At 45.4% G+C, this 16927-nt stretch carries 13 protein-coding genes; 7 read left to right on the plus strand and 6 right to left on the minus strand.

Annotated elements, in window-relative coordinates; translation table 11 throughout:
* Nucleotides 1-31 precede the first annotated feature (31 nt).
* On the minus strand, nucleotides 32-2377 hold the full coding sequence (locus tag AC0L6N_RS15215; protein WP_473475639.1) for a TonB-dependent receptor: 2346 nt from the start codon (nucleotides 2375-2377) through the stop codon (nucleotides 32-34).
* Between the two features lie 300 nt (nucleotides 2378-2677).
* On the opposite strand from AC0L6N_RS15215, the gene AC0L6N_RS15220 reads away from it, so the two are divergent.
* Nucleotides 2678-3367 (plus strand): response regulator transcription factor, encoded by a 690-nt coding sequence (locus tag AC0L6N_RS15220; RefSeq protein ID WP_473475642.1) that lies wholly within the window; start codon nucleotides 2678-2680, stop codon nucleotides 3365-3367.
* Nucleotides 3364-4779, plus strand: a complete 1416-nt coding sequence (locus AC0L6N_RS15225; protein ID WP_473475645.1) for a sensor histidine kinase — start codon at nucleotides 3364-3366, stop codon at nucleotides 4777-4779. The genes AC0L6N_RS15220 and AC0L6N_RS15225 overlap by 4 nt, the downstream gene beginning before the upstream one ends.
* A 1-nt stretch (nucleotide 4780) precedes the next feature.
* Here the strand turns inward: AC0L6N_RS15225 and AC0L6N_RS15230 are convergent, their stop codons facing one another.
* From AC0L6N_RS15230 to AC0L6N_RS15250, 5 genes are all read right to left on the minus strand, one after another.
* On the minus strand, nucleotides 4781-5923 hold the full coding sequence (locus AC0L6N_RS15230) for a PepSY-associated TM helix domain-containing protein (RefSeq protein WP_473475647.1): 1143 nt from the start codon (nucleotides 5921-5923) through the stop codon (nucleotides 4781-4783).
* A gap of 20 nt (nucleotides 5924-5943) precedes the next feature.
* Complete coding sequence (locus AC0L6N_RS15235; RefSeq protein WP_473475648.1) at nucleotides 5944-8007, minus strand: TonB-dependent receptor; 2064 nt, start codon at nucleotides 8005-8007, stop codon at nucleotides 5944-5946.
* A gap of 255 nt (nucleotides 8008-8262) precedes the next feature.
* Entirely contained in the window at nucleotides 8263-9117 is an 855-nt protein-coding gene (gene djlA / locus AC0L6N_RS15240) for a co-chaperone DjlA (RefSeq protein WP_473475651.1), read from the minus strand.
* Nucleotides 9118-9158: 41 nt separating this feature from the next.
* A complete protein-coding gene (murU, locus tag AC0L6N_RS15245) occupies nucleotides 9159-9887 on the minus strand; it encodes an N-acetylmuramate alpha-1-phosphate uridylyltransferase MurU (RefSeq protein WP_473475654.1) in 729 nt (242 codons plus the stop codon).
* 86 nt (nucleotides 9888-9973) lie between these two features.
* On the minus strand, nucleotides 9974-11011 hold the full coding sequence (locus tag AC0L6N_RS15250) for an aminoglycoside phosphotransferase family protein (protein ID WP_473475658.1): 1038 nt from the start codon (nucleotides 11009-11011) through the stop codon (nucleotides 9974-9976).
* 97 nt (nucleotides 11012-11108) lie between these two features.
* On the opposite strand from AC0L6N_RS15250, the gene AC0L6N_RS15255 reads away from it, so the two are divergent.
* The 5 genes from AC0L6N_RS15255 to apaG all read left to right on the plus strand — a co-directional run bounded on the left by AC0L6N_RS15255 (nucleotide 11109) and on the right by apaG (nucleotide 16925).
* The gene (locus AC0L6N_RS15255; RefSeq protein WP_041714567.1) at nucleotides 11109-13373 is read left to right on the plus strand and encodes an LPS assembly protein LptD; all 2265 of its coding nucleotides are present in this window, start codon (nucleotides 11109-11111) and stop codon (nucleotides 13371-13373) included.
* A gap of 67 nt (nucleotides 13374-13440) precedes the next feature.
* Nucleotides 13441-14736: a peptidylprolyl isomerase SurA gene (gene surA / locus AC0L6N_RS15260; RefSeq protein WP_473475661.1), complete on the plus strand. Its 1296-nt coding sequence runs from the start codon at nucleotides 13441-13443 to the stop codon at nucleotides 14734-14736.
* Between the two features lie 3 nt (nucleotides 14737-14739).
* Nucleotides 14740-15720 carry a 4-hydroxythreonine-4-phosphate dehydrogenase PdxA gene (pdxA, locus tag AC0L6N_RS15265; RefSeq protein WP_473475664.1) on the plus strand — a complete coding sequence of 327 codons (981 nt, stop codon included), beginning with the start codon at nucleotides 14740-14742 and terminating at the stop codon, nucleotides 15718-15720.
* Nucleotides 15717-16523 carry a 16S rRNA (adenine(1518)-N(6)/adenine(1519)-N(6))-dimethyltransferase RsmA gene (gene rsmA, locus AC0L6N_RS15270; protein WP_011576156.1) on the plus strand — a complete coding sequence of 269 codons (807 nt, stop codon included), beginning with the start codon at nucleotides 15717-15719 and terminating at the stop codon, nucleotides 16521-16523. Before pdxA ends, rsmA begins: the two co-directional genes overlap by 4 nt.
* A complete protein-coding gene (gene apaG, locus AC0L6N_RS15275) occupies nucleotides 16524-16925 on the plus strand; it encodes a Co2+/Mg2+ efflux protein ApaG (RefSeq protein WP_473475667.1) in 402 nt (133 codons plus the stop codon).
* The last annotated feature ends 2 nt before the right edge of the window (nucleotides 16926-16927 follow it).

Raw genomic sequence — 16927 nt, forward strand, 5'->3', positions numbered from 1 at the left:
TTGATTGCACGAGTACAACCTAGCTGTACACTTAGAAACGTGCTTGTGCGTTAAATGCAGCGGTGCGCGGTGCGCCAATCCAAGCTGATTGATCTGCAATACCCCCCAAGTAACTTTCGTCAAACATATTATTTACGGTGAAGCGTAAATCGATTGAATCAATACCTTGAATAGGTGCATCAAGGCTGACTCCGGCATAAAAATCAGTGACTAAATACGCCTCTGCCACTTGGGTATTAGCAGCATCAATGAAACGGTCATCTACCCATTTGGTTGACGAACCTATGAAGTAGTTTCCCCGTGTCCAATCAAGTGACACAACTGCCATATTCTCAGGTGAACCAAATACGGTGCTACCTTCAGGGAAGTCGATTGAACCATCTGTGTACTCTGAATCGTTGAAGGTATATGAGCTATACACTGACAATTCATCGGTCACATTGAATGATAATGACGCTTCAAAACCTGAAGACTCGATGCCGCCCACGTTAACGTAGCTACCGTTAGTACCGATTAGGTAATCAATACCATCTGGCGAATCAGGGGCGATAAAGGTTAAGCGGTTATCAAACTTGATGCTGTAGTAGGTTAAGCTCGCATTGATATTTTGTGATACGTAACGTAAACCCACATCCACATTTTCAGCGGTTTCAGGTTCAACTTGGGTCAACGTTGAAGCGTCGCGCTCAAGCACTGTGTCTTTAATCGCGGCAAAATTCTCAGCGTAACCGGCGAAGACTTCTAAGCCATCAATTGGCGTTTGCGCCACAATACCACCAGAGAATAGTGTGTCTGAGTCAGAATTGAGCTCTGCTTTGTTAGCAGCGTCAAAGTTATCTTGGCGCTCTAAATCAACGAAGAAGCGCTTCATGCCTAAGCGAATACTGGCCCAACCCATGTCTAGCTCATCTTCTGCGTAAACCATTAAGGTTTCTACTGGGAACTCACGTTCGTACTGCACCCAATAAGGCGTGTGGTCGAATTCAAAGCTTGAGCGAGAATCCAGGATTTTGTGCCAATCACGTGATTCTTTACGGTTGTAATCTTCGTACCAAATGCCACCACGCAAGGTGTTATCCATATTATTTATTTGTGTGTACCACGCAAAATCTGCGTCAAAACCGAAACGCTCTTTCTCGTAATGAGTGTGGCGGTATGAACCAACGGGGATTGCACCTTGTGCATAACAACCTGGGTCATATTCTGGGCCTGCACCGCCATACGGCGCGGTGATCGTGCTTTCACATCCGGCAATGGGGCTAACGGCTAATCCGCTGGCGTTAACAAACAAAAGCTCGCGGATCGCACTACCACCGTAAACGGTATTACCCGATGAAAGCTCTGAATGCGCCACGCCATCACCGTCCTCTTTTACATCAACAATGTACTGAGGAGCCCAATCACCACGGCCTTCGTTGTCGTGATAATAAACATTGCCCGATATCTCAACGTTATCCGCTTTATAATCAGCACTTAAATAGGCAAACATGTTTTCACGTAAGCTTGACCAAGCCTGACGAAAAACCTGATCCACATAAGGAATGCCCACCCACTCACCCGACAAACCATCTGACTCAGGGTTTTGTTCAAACTGGGCTAGACTGACGCGCTGGTAGTTATCTTCGTGCACATCATCCCACGAGAAATTCCCTTTGATATCAACGTCGCTCACTACCGTCATAAACTTAGCCGCTAAATGGTCACGCTTATTCTCAGCGGTTTGGGTTACCCAATCAGTGTTTTCGCTGCTAGACGCACTGAACCATGCGTAGGTATCAGGTGCTATTTCGCCTGTTTCGTAGCGCACGAAGTACTTCTGCGCATCAAAACTACCACCAGAAATACTCACCACCATGGACTCTTCCATGCCAGGGTCAATGGTGGTGAAGTTAAGCGTACCGCCTAAGGCCTCGTTAGAACGCGATGCAATATCACCGGTCCCTTGAGATACCTCAACTCGGCCCAAGTTTTCGGTGTCGATGTAACGGTTAGCCTTAGCACCGCCGCCATAGTTTGAGTTACCGTTAGCAATACCATCAATGGTGATACCGATTTGCTGCTCATCTAGGCTTAATTGAAAACCGCGAATAGACACAGTGGTAGACCAATCATCTGAGCCAAAGGTATCCCCTTCGTTGATCAGCACGCCCGGTAGGTTATCAATCACCGCAAGGGCACTGGTCAACGAGCTTTGCTGCTTTGCCATCTCATCAGACGTTTGGTTGTTTGCGTAAGAAACACTTTTACCCACAACCGTGATTTCTTCAATCGCAGCATCGTCTGGTGTTTCTTGAGCAATTGCTGAGCTAATAAAAGATTGGCTACCTATGGCCATAGCAACGCAAAGTGCTAAGTGTGTTTTAGCGGTTGTTTTCATGTGTGTGTATTCTCTTAGGATTATAAAGACCGCAACAATGTGACCGTTTCTCGTTACAATTTGAGTGCAAAAATATGACGATATTGTGACGGGTCAAACCACTGAATTACCTAACTTAATGCTAAAAAAAACTTCAAAAACAACGCCACACTATGCTTCACCGGTCTTTGAGATGTGACCGTTTTACAGCAACTGAAAGCTAAACTTTCCTCTAAGCTAAAAAATAGCCAACGAATTACACTTGAAAACAGGAATCATTATCAATAACATCTAAGCACTGAACCATTACCCTGTACTGCCATGTCCTCTCAGCGCATTTTGATTATCGAAGACGATGCCACCTTAAGTGGTCAAGTCGCAAGATTACTCGAAGAAAAAGGCTTCAATACCCACCAATGCTTAGACGGGCAGAAGGGGTTACTCTGTGCATTACAGGAAAGCTTCGATCTCATTTTACTCGACGTTTTGCTCCCCTCTCTCAATGGTTTTAATGTGTTGAATCAAATACGTCGCAGCAAGCAAACGCCGGTTATGATGATCACGGCCTGTGGTGCCGAACAAGAGAGAATCGAAGGCTATCGAAAAGGCGCAGATGATTACCTACCCAAGCCGTTTAATTTCACCGAAATGATGCTGCGCATTGAAGCATTGCTGCGCCGCAGTCAACACAGCGTAGAGCCAATCACGAAAACGACAGAATTGAAAATTGATAAACTTCGTCTTAATCGGATAAAACAGCAGGTTTTTTTTGCAGATTGTGACGTTGAACTGACGCCAATCCAATTCCGATTACTATGGGTGTTAATCGAAAACAGAAATGAAATCATGAGCAAGGCATTTCTCTATCACAGTGTGCTAGATAGGCCCTTTAGTCGTTATGACAGAAGTTTAGATATGCACTTGAGCCGAGTGCGTAAAAAGTTGGTCGAGGCGGGCATGTCGCCGGAACGCTTGCTGACGATGCACGGTAAGGGTTATCGATTTACATGAAAAACTCCCTTTTCTGGCGTCTTTGCGCATTTATTGCGTTGGGCACAGTGTTACTTTTTTGGGCATTGAGTTGGTTAACAAATCACACTGAAACCAGCATGAGTTTCATCGCGCCTGAGCATCAACAACAGCTACTTGAATATGGTAAAGAGGCAGAAGAAATTTTACGCCGCGACGGTGAAGCGGCCTTAGCAAGTTGGCTACGCGCGTTGCAGCAAAAAGAGCATACCTGGGCTGCTGTGGTGCGAACAAATATCACCCCTTTTGCTGGTTCAACCATAGAAAGCCAGTACCTTGATCGGTTTCAAATGGGGCGAAGCGTTGAGTGGAAAATTCACCTGTACTTTGAAGACAACCCCACCATGGAGATCCCCTTTTCAGATGCCTCAAGCCACTTTTTGATTCGACTCCCACAACGCATGCGCCCTGGGGCATTTCTGATTTACGCAAAAGTCATTTTACAAATTGCTCTACCCTTACTATTACTCAGCCTTTTGAGCTTTGTGCTTTATCAACATGTTATGTCACCGCTACGAAAATTAGAAAATGCCACTAAGGCGTTCAGTAGCGGAGAGCTCGATGTAAGAGTCTCACCTTATTTATCCCATCGAGACGACGAGTTAACACGCCTTGCTGCCACATTCGATCATATGGCACAGCGCATAAGTAAGCTCATTTACAATCAAAGGCAGTTGCTCGCTGACTTATCCCATGAATTACGCACTCCTTTGACCCGAATCGACATGGCGGTGGATTTTGTAGAGCAAAATATAAACCCCAAACAAGCCTTAGAACGCTTAAGATACGAAGCAGCTACCATGCGCAATTTGGTAGAGGACACGCTCACATTAGCTTGGCTGAATAATGAATCGCCACGACTCGACACGGATGATTTTGACTTAGTCGAGTTATTAGAAGTGATTTGTGAAGATGCTCGCTTTGAGTATCCGGATCGCCTGTTAACAACAGACTTACCCGCGCAAAGCAAAATGTCCCACAGTAGCCAAACAGCCTTAGGCCAAGCTATCGAAAACATCATACGCAATGCTTTGCGTTACACGCCAAAAGGCAGCGAGGTAAAGGTCTCCTTGAGCCAGCGTGACGACGGCTACCTCTTGATCGTTAGAGATCAAGGCCCAGGTGTCCCCCAAAGCATGTTGTCAGATATATTTAAGCCATTTTTCCGGGTCGATAAAGCAAGATCGGTAGATACTCCATCAGATAGAACTGTCAACCCTAGTGGATTCGGCCTAGGACTGGCGTTAGCCCACAGACAGATTGCAGCAGTAGGCGGTAGCATAAAAGCCTCAAACTGTTACAGTAAAAACGACGGTAACGAACAGGGCTCGCCACTGGGCTTAGAAATCAGCGTTGAGCTTCCTTGCTCAAGCTCTCGTGACGAGTCACCTTGATCTATGTAGGTGTATTTCTTTGTCGAGGCGCTGTTATCAATCGTCGCCATGCCAGTAAAATACCTGTGTACACCAAAATGCAAGCCATTAAAGACACCAAGCCAGCAATAGTCTGGCCTATTACGCCGAAGTATTCCCCTGTGTGTAAAAACCGAGCTGTGCCCCACGCTTGACCTCCGCGGGACCAATCTGATTTTCGCAGTACCTTACTGATATCGCCGCTGGAAGTATCAAAATACAATGAATACGCCAGCTCTTGTCTGTGACCAATGCTTTTGTCGATATAGAAGCGGGCCTCATTTTCCTCCTCTCCTATTTCCAACCACATGGAATGCCAATCAGCGTAGTCATTGTCATTTGCGTGGCCAATAGCAAATTGAAACAAGGTCTCGTAAGGCACAACATCCGCCGCTAAACTTGTGGGTGCTTGGTGAGTTTCTCGTTGCGGTACACTTTCCCCAAACACACCATAGAGCGCTTGATTTGCCCACGTGAAATGAAAAAGGGTGGCTGTTAGCGCAATAACAAACAGTGCGGGCAAGCACCAAATTCCAAAAACCAAGTGCCATTGTCGATAGCGATGCTGAGTATTTGAATAACGCTTTGGTAACCTAAATGCATGTTTTAAAGCGGTGCGATTAAAACGTTTCGGTAGCCATAAATACAGACCGCTGAGCAGTAAAAATAAAAAGACTAGGTTCGCGTAAGCGGTAATGTTTTTGCCGATAGCGCGAGAATCTCCCGCAAGCAATAAATAGCGATGCAAGTTGGTCACCTGGTGGAAAAACTCAGCCGTCACGCCCTCACCGTCTCGCAACACCTCTCCCGTATAAGGGTGCAGTAAATAACTGCTCTTACCGGACCAGGCAGGTATAGCGGCACCCTCTTTGTTCACCCAGCGGATAAATATATGATGCTCATTGGGATGGAGTTGGTGCAAGATATCAACAACCTCATCGGTGCTGATACGCCTAGCTGATGTGTCAGGCTCGACGGCATATTGCATTTCGCTGAATTCAATAATTTGCCGCTCGTAGGTCAATAACACACCAGTAAACGACATACAAAAGACAAACAGACCTGCCACCAGCCCCGTCACTAGATGGGCCCAAAAGACCCACCTCTTGATTACATTACTGCTCATAAATTGATAATACTAGGTGATTAAAAATCGTAAGAGACAGACAAGCGAACGTCACGACCTGCTTCATATGGGCCAATAACCGTAGCAAATACCTCGCTATAGTCCCCCACACTTGAGTGGTCGATATATAATTTATCGAATAAGTTGCTGACCGCTAAATTAACCATCAAGTTATTGGTGATATGCCATTTTCCGTAAATATCCACTGTGGTGTAACTGGGTTTATTTAAGCGATATAAGGCATCTGTCCAACCTAAATCTACAGCTTGATGCAGGGTGTCAATATCAATAGAGTCCACTTTAGCGACACTCACACCAACGCTAATATCTGGGTTGATGTCGTAGTCCGCTCCCGCCACCCAAGTATTTCCTCGGCTGTTTCCTAAGCCGACAAATTCATAGCCGTTAATATCAATTGATGAGTAGCTGACACTGTATAAGTCCTCTCTTGGCTTTAATTCAGTATCTGCACTGGAGAATCCAAGGAATAAATCGATTCCGTTTACACGATATGCCACATCAAACTCAACACCACTTGTATCGAGTGTGCCGATATTGTTAAACACAGCATTACCTTCATATCCTTCAAAAATAACGTCATCCAAAGAAGAGTGATAAACACTAAGCTTTGCGTTCAGATTATGAGTATTGTATTCAACAGACGCTTCGATATTTTCTACGGTTTCAGGTACTAGGTCATTGGCAACAACCGGTATATCTGAGCCATCATAGAGATAGCCGTCTATGGTAAAGCCATCACCTATCTGCTTGCCTCTAGCGGCCTGAGCGTAGCCTAACCCGACAGTCCACTCTTGGGTTAAGTCATAGGCGAGCCCCACATTAAAACTGACTTCAGAGTCATCCAATGTCGATGCGACGTCGGTGACGGGTTCACCATAGTATTCATCAATCAAGATGTTTTGCTCAAAATCATAGTCGTCGTAACGAACACCGTAACTTAGCAATAACTCTGGGGTGAGATCAGTGTAACCTTGAGCGTAAATCCCAAACACACTCCCTTCTTCGGCGTTTTCAGTCGCGCCTTGGGCTGATCCACTGGTCACTTCATCGTGACGATAATCAATACCGTAAACAAATTTATGCTGCCCAGTTTCACTGGTATTGCGCAGATCGAAACCATAGGTGTCAATTTCTGCTAACCAATCAAAGCGGCCACCGCGAAAAGAAGAGTCTGTTTGGTATGCGGTTGCTTCGATGTGAACCAACGCACTGTGTGCAAAACGGTAGTTAGCCACGTAGGTGTCACGCTGAGCTTCACTTGAATAAAGGGCATCACCTTCTTGCACAGCCCAATTAGGCCGCGCTGAAAACTCGCCTTCTTCATCACGTTGTTCAACGCTTAACGACAAGAATTGATTTTCTGCGATATCACCACTAACTTTCAAAAACGCCATGTCTTGATCTGCGGCGGTACCGTATATCTCATTGCCGTTACCATCTTCCATGTTGTCTCGGTCAATGGTGCTGTAATAACCCAATACTCCCCAAGAATCGCTTAATTTGCCGTAAAGACTGCCACTGTAGCGAGTACCGTCATTTGAAAAGTAGTTTGCCTTAACGCGGCCTCCAAATTGCTCTTCTGGCTTTAACATGTCTTGCGCATCTTTGGTTTTAAAGCGAATTGAGCCTCCAATAGCACCAGGACCACTGGTGGCCTCCCCTGCCCCCGCCTGCACATCAATTTGTTGTAAAAGGTCTGGGTCAATCGTCACCCGACCAATATGGTGAAACAAGGTAGAGGTTTGCTGCGCCCCATCGACCGTGACATTCAAAAACGCATCTTCTAAACCGCGAATATAAATCTTTTGCGCTACGCCCACTGAGCCACCCACACTGACAGAAGGTGAATAACGGAAGATATCCGCCAGATCACTCGCTTGATATTGCTCTATATCTTCGGCAGTAATGCTGAGATTGGTGGCGGCCCCTACAACTGATATTTTCTCTACGGCCGATGTACTTTCGGTTTCTGTTGTATCAGTATCTGCATATGCCAATGTGCTGGTTAGTGCACCCACGCTGGCTAATGAGCATATTGCACCTATGAATACTCGTTTTTTCAAGAAAAGCTCCCTATTGATTATTGTGATTTCAAATAAGAAGCATTCTCATTAAGTTTCATGTAAAAGCCTAGCACTTTTACATTTGTTACATTTATACGGTGATTTGATACACACCTACCAGTGCTATCAATGATGGTGCACAGAAAACGGCAGGTTTGTCAGCGGTAGCTGCAATAGATGCAATAGATGCAACTACCGTAACATCGAAAAGAATCGTGGCTCAGAGCAAAAGGTTGAGATTTAAGGTTATAGCGATCAGCGCATGCCGCGCTTTTCTTTGATCATTTCATACGCCGCTTGTATATCTTGCGCTTTGTTCTTTGCTAGTTCTAAGGCCTGCTTCGGCAAGCCTTTGGAGACCAGTTTGTCAGGGTGGTTTTCGCTCATAAGCTTGCGATAGGCTTTTTTAACTGCTTTATCATCATCCGACTCACTCACGCCCAATATTTGATAAGCATCATTCAACGATTGCTGAGTAGAATAAGTCGACTGGCTGCCCTGATGTGCTCTGTGTGACGATCGCCCATCTCGCTGACCACCACGCTGACGAAAACGTATTTCCGCTTCGTAAACAGAGAGTAAATACAATAGCTCGTTTTGTTTGAACTCAAGATGTAAAGCTGCAGTTTCAAGGACTTTTTGTTCTGCTTTATCGAGCTTACCGTCAACGTAGGCTGCTTGGATCAAAATCTCTAAAAAGACTTGCAGTATGTCTCTGCGCCCATGGCAAGACTCTTTCAATTCAACAATGATGTCTTTTAGGGCGAAGTCTGCTTCTTTACCTTCGCGAAAGGCCTGCTGGGCTTCTTTACGGGTATCTCCCTCCAGCCCCATTTGATCCATCAAGGCGCTGGCCATTTTGATCTCTACATCGCTGACTTTACCGTCTGCTTTGGCAATGTGTCCCATGACTGAAAACAGGGCATGAAAAAAGATTGCCTGCTTTTTAAAGTCATCTTGGCTGGTAAAAAAACCACTGAAGCCGCCCATTTGATTGAAGTCTTGGCTATAGCCTTTGTCGAACATATGCCCAACAATAAAACCCAATATGGCACCGGGGATCCGCCCAAACATAAAACCAAAAATGGTACCTAAAATCTTGCCAATCATTATTTACCCTGTCATAAAATTAAGTTCTTGAACTCAGTCGTTCAATCTTGTGCATTTAATTGAGCCAAACGCTCAGGCGTGCCTATATCAATCCACAGGCCTTCAAATAGGGACCCACTGACTAGCTCATTGGCCATCGCATCGACCAATACCGGCGCTAAACGCAAACTCGTTGGAGTGAGGCTGTCGAACAACGCCTTTCGGTATACTCCAATACCGCTAAAAGTGTATTTCCCCCACTGGCCGTCGCAGGTTGGTGTTTCATTCAGGGGGACTTGCTGTAGCACTTTGCTCACACGACCACCCTGTAGGTAAAAATCGCCATCAGGATTGTGTGGGGGGTTTGGCACTAATATCAAGTGGGCCAAGGGGAACTCATTAGCAAGCAGAGCAGATTTTGCCGACAATTCATCAAGCATGTTCACAAAAGAAAAGTCAGTGAAAACGTCACCATTGACCACTAAAAATGCATCTGACGGGTTATCTTGACTAAGCAGTGGCAATGCTTGCTTTATGCCACCTGCTGTTTCAAGTGCCGTTTCTTCCTTTGAATACATTATTTCTAGATTAAAGCGCGAACCATCACCGAGCCGTTGTACTATTTTATCGCCCAACCAAGCGTGATTGATCACAACGTGCTTGATACCCGCTGTGGCTAAACGTTCTAGGTGGTATTCAATCAAAGGCTTACCGCGCACTTCTAACAAGGGTTTTGGGAGGGTATCTGTTAATGGACGCATGCGCTCACCCCGCCCAGCCGCCAAAATCATCGCGGTATTTATTCTTTTATTAGTGACAACCACTGTTCGTCATAACCTCGCGTTATCATATCCAAGCTTTTTAACGTTCGACTTTACTAGCCTTTGCTGCGAGCGAGTGAGACCACTTTACCTTTTCCAGCATCTTCTATTGCCAATACACTAGGTAAAACTTCATCTTCAACAAACTTAGCAAATCCATAGAGCTCAGGATAACCTTTGCCAATATCAACTAAGTAACCCAAGGTGCGGGGAATATCGCCTAAATAGTCACTTTTGCCATCTCTGTGATGAAGGCGTGCGAATATGCCGCTGGCTTTCACATGTCGTTGCATACCGGTTAAATCAAACCAACGGGTAAATTTAGCAAGGGAGTATTGCGGGTAAAACTGCTGTTGAAATGCCTCTAGCCAATGGCTGACCCATTCATCCGGCCAGCGCCGATAACAGTCGCGCAATAATGACACCGCGTCATAAGTAATGGGGCCAATCACTGCATCTTGAAAATCAATCACGCCGATATCACCGCTTTCAAGCATCATCAGGTTGCGCGAATGGAAATCTCGATGTACGCCAACCTTGGGTTGCTCAAAAAAGCTATCCGCTAACACGTTGAATGTGTCGTTCAACATCGTTTGTTGCTCGGTCGTGGTTTGGTAACTCAAATGCACATCTAATAACCACTGGGTGAATATTTCAAACTCACGAGAAAAAAGTTTGTGATCATAGGCTGGCAAAGATGCTTGAGTAGTCGTTGTACATTGCTGTACCTTTGGCAGCAGCGCTAACGCCTTGGGATATAGTTGATGGCAACTTTGCTCGTTTAATTGATGCGCCAATTGCTCATCACCGAAATCATTGAGACAATAAAAACCTAAGTCATGATCAGCGACCAATATATCGGGCACGCATAATCCGTTAGCAGCAAAGAGCTCAGCGACTAATGCAAATTTACGACTATCTTCAAATTTAGGTGGGGCATCAACAGCAATAATGCTGCGACCATCAAAGGTGAAGCGAAAGTAACGCCTAAAGCTGGCATCACCGTAAACCATGTGTAATTGTTGACACAAATAAGGTGTGGAATGATTAATCCAATCCATCAGTTGTGCTTGTCTTTGTGCCAATGGGCTCACTTAGGACCTCTTGTTGGGGTAAAAATTGACAGCGAAGAATGGCGAAATATCGCTTTTTTTGCAAGTTTACTAGCAAATCTGCGTGAAACCCTTAAAATTGGAGCTTAACCCCCGTGACTTTAACCATTATCAGGCTGCCTTTTTACCCTACCGTATGAAAATTAAGCAACCTCTTCACGTGCTCTGTTTCTCTGTGTGCTCGCTTAGCGCTGTAGCCCAAGAAACATGTCCAGCACCTGCAAATACTTTCGTGGTAGAGAAGCGTCTGCCAAACGGACAAATTCAAGTTATATCTAATATGACCTCTATTCAGCAAGATAATTTCGCAGAATTTGAGGGAGACGTGGAAATAACCAACAAAGATTCACAAATTATTGCCAATAAGGCGCAAATTGATCGCACTACTCAGCAATTAATTGCCACTGGGGATGTGAGCTATCAAAACCCTCAATTGAGCGTGACCAGCCAAAAAGTGCTTCTTAATACCCAGAATAACCGCATGGAAATTGCCGATACGCAATATGAATTGACCACCCTCAATGCTCGTGGACAAGCAGAGTTATTAGTGGTGGACCAAACCCAGGGCTTGGAGTTAAACGGTGTCACGTTCTCCACTTGCCCCACAGGTCAAGAAGATTGGTTGGTACACGCGGATAGCATCACAGTGAAACCAGATGAAACCCGTGGTGTCGCGCGCAATGCGTTCTTCTATGTGCAAGATATTCCCATATTTTATTTACCTTACTACTCGTTTCCAGTGACCGATGCCCGTGAAACCGGTTTATTGTTCCCCCAAGTCGGCAGTAGTAGCAGCACAGGTTTTGCATATGAACAACCTTATTATTTGAATCTAGACCCGCAGTACGATGCGACTATTACCCCTAGATATATGACTAAGCGTGGTTTGCAGCTAAAGACAGAATTTCGTTATTTGACTGAGAACAACAGCGGCCAGATTGATATTGAGTACTTGCCCAACGATTCCGATTCAACGACCAATGAGGATCGCTATTTTTATCGCTTCACTCATAAAGGTGCGTTATCAGACGATTGGGAAGTGAATGTAGATTTTAACGGCTTAAGCGATGACAACTATATTGTCGATTTGGGCTCTGATTATTACAACTCTGCCGATACTCACCTGTTTAGAACCCTAGGTTTGCATTATTACTCCGACGCACTGAATGTCAGTTTGCAACTTAGAGATTTTGAAATTTTAGGTGATCACGATGACACCTACCGCGCGCTGCCCGAATTAAAACTCGATTATGTTACCGATTTACCCGCTGGCTTTAAATTTGATATTCACTCTGAGCTAGCCCGTTTCGACAATGCTAATGGTACTAGCCCTAAGGCCACCCGCGCACATATCGCCCCGACGCTCAGCTTACCTTTAGAAAACAGTTGGGGGGAATTCTTAGCGGAAACCTCAATAATGCATACGGTGTATCGCCAAGAGGATATCGAGGGCACTGACCTGTCTCGTGACGTGTCACGCACCTTAGGCCAAGCAAAACTATACGGGGCCTTAGTCTTTGAGCGTCAAGCTCATTGGTTTGGGGATAACGTCACTCAAACGCTAGAACCCAGAGCCCAGTACCTTTACACCAGTTATGAAGACCAATCAGATATCGGTTTGTATGACACAACACGCTTGTTTAACGATTTTGCTGGATTGTTTCGAGGGCAGGAATTCACTGGCTTAGACCGCATCAGCGATAAGAATCAAGTGACCCTAGGAGTAACCTCTCGCATAATAGATGAAGATAATAGGGAACAATTTAAACTTAGCTTAGGTCAGATTTTCTATCTTGAAGACAACAAGGTCACCGCAGCGAGTAAAGAAGATGACCGCTCAGCCTTAGCAGCAGAGTTGGACTGGCGCATCGGCAGTAAGTGGTTAGCCCACAGTGAAGTGCAAGTATCCACCCAAACTGACAAAGTTGAACGAAGTAGTGTTGGCCTTGAGTATCGGCTTGCTAGAGACAAAATGCTGCAAATCAACCATCGATTTGTGCGTGATTTATCTGGCGAACAGATCAGTCAACTAGGCTTAACAGCCAGTTGGCCCATCGCCCAAGACTGGTACTGGGTTGGGCGTTGGTATCGAGATATCGATCGTCACCGTACCATCGAGAGCTACACAGGATTACAATACGAATCGTGTTGCTGGGCATTGCGCATCGTAGCTCAACGTCAATTAACCAGTCGTTTTGATGATGATGGCCTACAAAGTACTGATGAATTTGATTCAGGTATCGCGATTCAATTCCTATTTAAAGGAATTGGCGGCGATAGCTCCGGGCGCGATATGTTAAGAGATGGATTGTTCGGCTATCGACAGCCTTATCTGTTAGATTAGCGCCAAGTACCATAAAAAATAACCCATACACTCAGGTGTAAATTTTAATTAATAAGTAACCATAAATATGAAATTAACTGTAGTCACTTTTGCCCTTTTGGCATTTATCTCGTTTAACACGTTCGCCAAGCAAGTCCGCTTGGACAACGTAGCAGTCATTGTCGATCAAGGCGTGGTTCTTGAAAGCCAAATTGAAGAATTAGTTAATACCGTAAAACGTAACGCATTAACCAACAATCAAACCTTACCCTCAGATCGCGTCTTGCGCACCCAAGCGATTGAGCGCTTGATTGTGGATAGTTTGCAAAATCAAATGGCTGAGCGTATGGGCATTCAAATTAGCGACCCGCAATTAGATCAAACCATAGACAACATCGCCAGAGAAGACGGCACAACAGTTGAAGACTTGCGTAAAAACCTTGCCTCTGAAGGGGTCAGCTTTGAGGTATATCGTGAGCAAGTGCGCAAAGAGTTGGTCACTGGCGAAGTGCGCCGCGCCAACGTGCGTCGCCGTATATACATTACGCCTCAAGAAATAAGCAACTTAGTGACGCTTATCGATGAACAAGGCGGACAACAAGCTGAGTATCATTTAGGTCATATTTTGATTGGTTTTCCACCTGAGCCAACTGACGAAGACGTCAGCAAAGCCAAAGACACAGCAGAGAAAGTATTAGAACTATTAAACAACGGCTCTGAATTTGCCAAAATCGCTACGGCTTCTTCTTCTGGCTCTAAAGCGCTTGAAGGCGGTGATTTAGGTTGGATGAACATTAACTCTATGCCAACACTCTTTGCAGAGGCTGTACAAGGCACCAGTAAAGATGACTTAATCGGCCCTATCCGCAGTGGTGCAGGTTTTCACGTATTGAAAATTATTGATATTCGTGGCATTGAAAAAGTCGAAGTTGCAGAGCTTAAGTCTCGTCACATTTTGATCAAACCCTCGGTTATTTTAAGCGATGAGAAAGCAGAAAAGATGCTAACCGAATTTAGAAAAGAACTGTTGGCAGGTGAAGCAGACTTCGCTGAATTAGCTAAAGAGCACTCAGCTGATCCTGGTTCAGCTTTGCGCGGCGGTGATTTAGGTTGGGCTGACCCTAACGTTTATGTACCGGCCTTCAGGGATACACTGCAGAGCTTAGAAGTAGGCGAAATCAGCCAACCTGTTCGCTCTACCCACGGCTGGCATTTAATGCAATTGATGGATAAACGTGTACAAGACGCCACAGAAAAACGCAAAGAAGACAAAGCATATCAGTTGTTGTTCCAGCGTAAGTTTGCTGAAGAAACTGAAGCATGGTTGAAAGAAATGCGTGACAGCGCTTATGTCGAATTACTTGATGAAAAAGACAATAGTTAATTCATGACCATTAAGCTTGCCATAACACCGGGCGAACCAGCAGGGGTTGGCCCAGATTTAATCATCACCTTAGCGCAGCAGCAATGGCAGGCCATGTTAGTGGTATTTGCCAATGCTGAGCTAATGCGTACCCGTGCAAATGCACTGAATATCCCATTGACGTTATTACCATACGATGCAAGCCGCACGGACATTCAACCTGCCGGGTCGCTTTATATTGTTGATATACCGCTGCAGGATGAAGTCATTGCTGGAAAACTAAATCCAACGAACAGCCAATACGTATTAGATACACTGCACCAAGCTTGCCAGATGAATCTCAATGGCGAATTTCAGGCTCTGGTGACAGGTCCTGTGCATAAAGGCGTGATAAACGAGGCAGGCATTCCCTTTAGTGGCCACACTGAATTTTTTGCCCAGCAGTCGAACACCCCTGAAGTTGTGATGATGCTGGCCACCGAAGGCTTGCGCGTAACACTCGCTACGACGCATATTCCAGTGACAGCGGTATCTGCTGCTATTACTCAGCCCAAGCTGGGTAACGTGATCCGTATCATAGATCATGATCTAAGAACTAAGTTCGGCATTGCTAAGCCGCATATTTTTGTATGTGGGCTCAATCCTCATGCAGGTGAAGACGGGCATATTGGCCGTGAGGAGATAGATACGATCATTCCTGCCCTTAATGCTCTGCGCCAAGAGGGCATAACGCTTACCGGGCCATTACCGGCTGACACTATTTTTAATCCAAAGTATTTGCAACAAGCCGATACCGTGCTTGCTATGTATCATGATCAAGGGCTACCTGTGTTAAAATACAAGGGCTTTGGTCAAGCGGTAAACATCACTTTGGGATTACCCTTTATTCGCACCTCCGTGGACCACGGAACCGCACTCGATTTAGCCGCTACCGGCCAAGCCGATGTTGGCAGTTTTAGCATCGCTATCAAGGAAGCCATTTCATTGGCAAAAAGTACACAATGAGCAAACAACATTTAGGCCACACAGCCAGAAAACGTTTCGGTCAGAACTTTCTGCACGACCCTTATATTATTGATCAAATCGTATCTGCCATTAACCCACAAGTGGGACAAAACGTGGTAGAAATAGGCCCGGGTTTAGGCGCACTTACCGAACCGGTTTGCGAACTGATTGATAAGCTAACCGTAGTCGAGTTAGACCGCGACCTTGCCCAGCGTTTGCGTACGCACCCGTTCATTGCCAGTAAGCTGAACATCGTAGAAAAGGACGCCCTAAAGTTTGATTTTTCTGAGTTGTTCAGTGAAGAGCATCCGTTAAGAGTATTCGGTAACTTACCATATAATATTTCAACCCCTTTGATGTTCCATTTGTTTTCGTTCGCGCACAAAGTGCAAGACATGCATTTTATGCTGCAAAAAGAAGTGGTAAACAGGCTGGCTGCATCACCGGGTAACAAGAACTATGGCCGCTTGTCTGTGATGGCGCAGTATCACTGCCACATAATGCCGGTTATTCATGTCCCGCCAGGGGCCTTTAACCCACCGCCTAAAGTCGATTCAGCTGTGGTGCGTCTTATTCCCCACAAGGTTAGGCCGGTAGAGGTAAAAAGCGAAGAAGCACTTAACCGCGTATGTGCTCAAGCGTTTAATCAACGCCGTAAAACCATTCGCAATAGCTTGAAAGAAAGCCTTAGCGAAGCGCAACTTATCTCGTTGGATATTAACCCTGAATTACGAGCGGAAAACTTATCACTGGCTCAATTTGGACAGATTGCCGATCTTGCGTTTAGTACTCAGGAGGATTAAATGACAAGTTCATTAAGTACGGGTCACGAGCTAAGTGATAAAATTAAGGTTGTTGTACACACCCAACATTTACCAGAGCATACCGCCAATGAGGCGGACAAATACGCTTTTGCTTATGGAATTAACATTGCCAATAACAGTGACGAAAGTGTGCAGCTTATCAACCGTTATTGGCTCATCATTGACGGCAATGGCAAACAATCTGAAGTAGAAGGCGCTGGCGTTGTTGGTCAGCAGCCACACATCGAAAGTGGCGATAGCTTTCAATATACTAGCGGCGCGGTACTTGATACCCCCGTAGGCTCAATGCAAGGTTATTACGAAATGCAGGATAAAGATGGCGCACTCTTTCGTGTACCCATTGATATTTTCCGCCTAGCCGTCCCTCATCAAATCAACTAGTT

Source organism: Paraglaciecola sp. G1-13 (genome assembly GCF_055809255.1).

Coding starts and splice junctions, on each gene's coding strand:
- AC0L6N_RS15215 (WP_473475639.1), bottom strand. CDS start 2,377: ATGAAAACAACCGCTAAAACACACTTAGCACTTTGCGTTGCTATGGCC.
- AC0L6N_RS15225 (WP_473475645.1), top strand. CDS start 3,364: ATGAAAAACTCCCTTTTCTGGCGTCTTTGCGCATTTATTGCGTTGGGC.
- AC0L6N_RS15220 (WP_473475642.1), top strand. CDS start 2,678: ATGTCCTCTCAGCGCATTTTGATTATCGAAGACGATGCCACCTTAAGT.
- surA (WP_473475661.1), top strand. CDS start 13,441: ATGAAATTAACTGTAGTCACTTTTGCCCTTTTGGCATTTATCTCGTTT.
- djlA (WP_473475651.1), bottom strand. CDS start 9,117: ATGATTGGCAAGATTTTAGGTACCATTTTTGGTTTTATGTTTGGGCGG.
- AC0L6N_RS15230 (WP_473475647.1), bottom strand. CDS start 5,923: ATGAGCAGTAATGTAATCAAGAGGTGGGTCTTTTGGGCCCATCTAGTG.
- rsmA (WP_011576156.1), top strand. CDS start 15,717: ATGAGCAAACAACATTTAGGCCACACAGCCAGAAAACGTTTCGGTCAG.
- pdxA (WP_473475664.1), top strand. CDS start 14,740: ATGACCATTAAGCTTGCCATAACACCGGGCGAACCAGCAGGGGTTGGC.
- murU (WP_473475654.1), bottom strand. CDS start 9,887: ATGATTTTGGCGGCTGGGCGGGGTGAGCGCATGCGTCCATTAACAGAT.
- apaG (WP_473475667.1), top strand. CDS start 16,524: ATGACAAGTTCATTAAGTACGGGTCACGAGCTAAGTGATAAAATTAAG.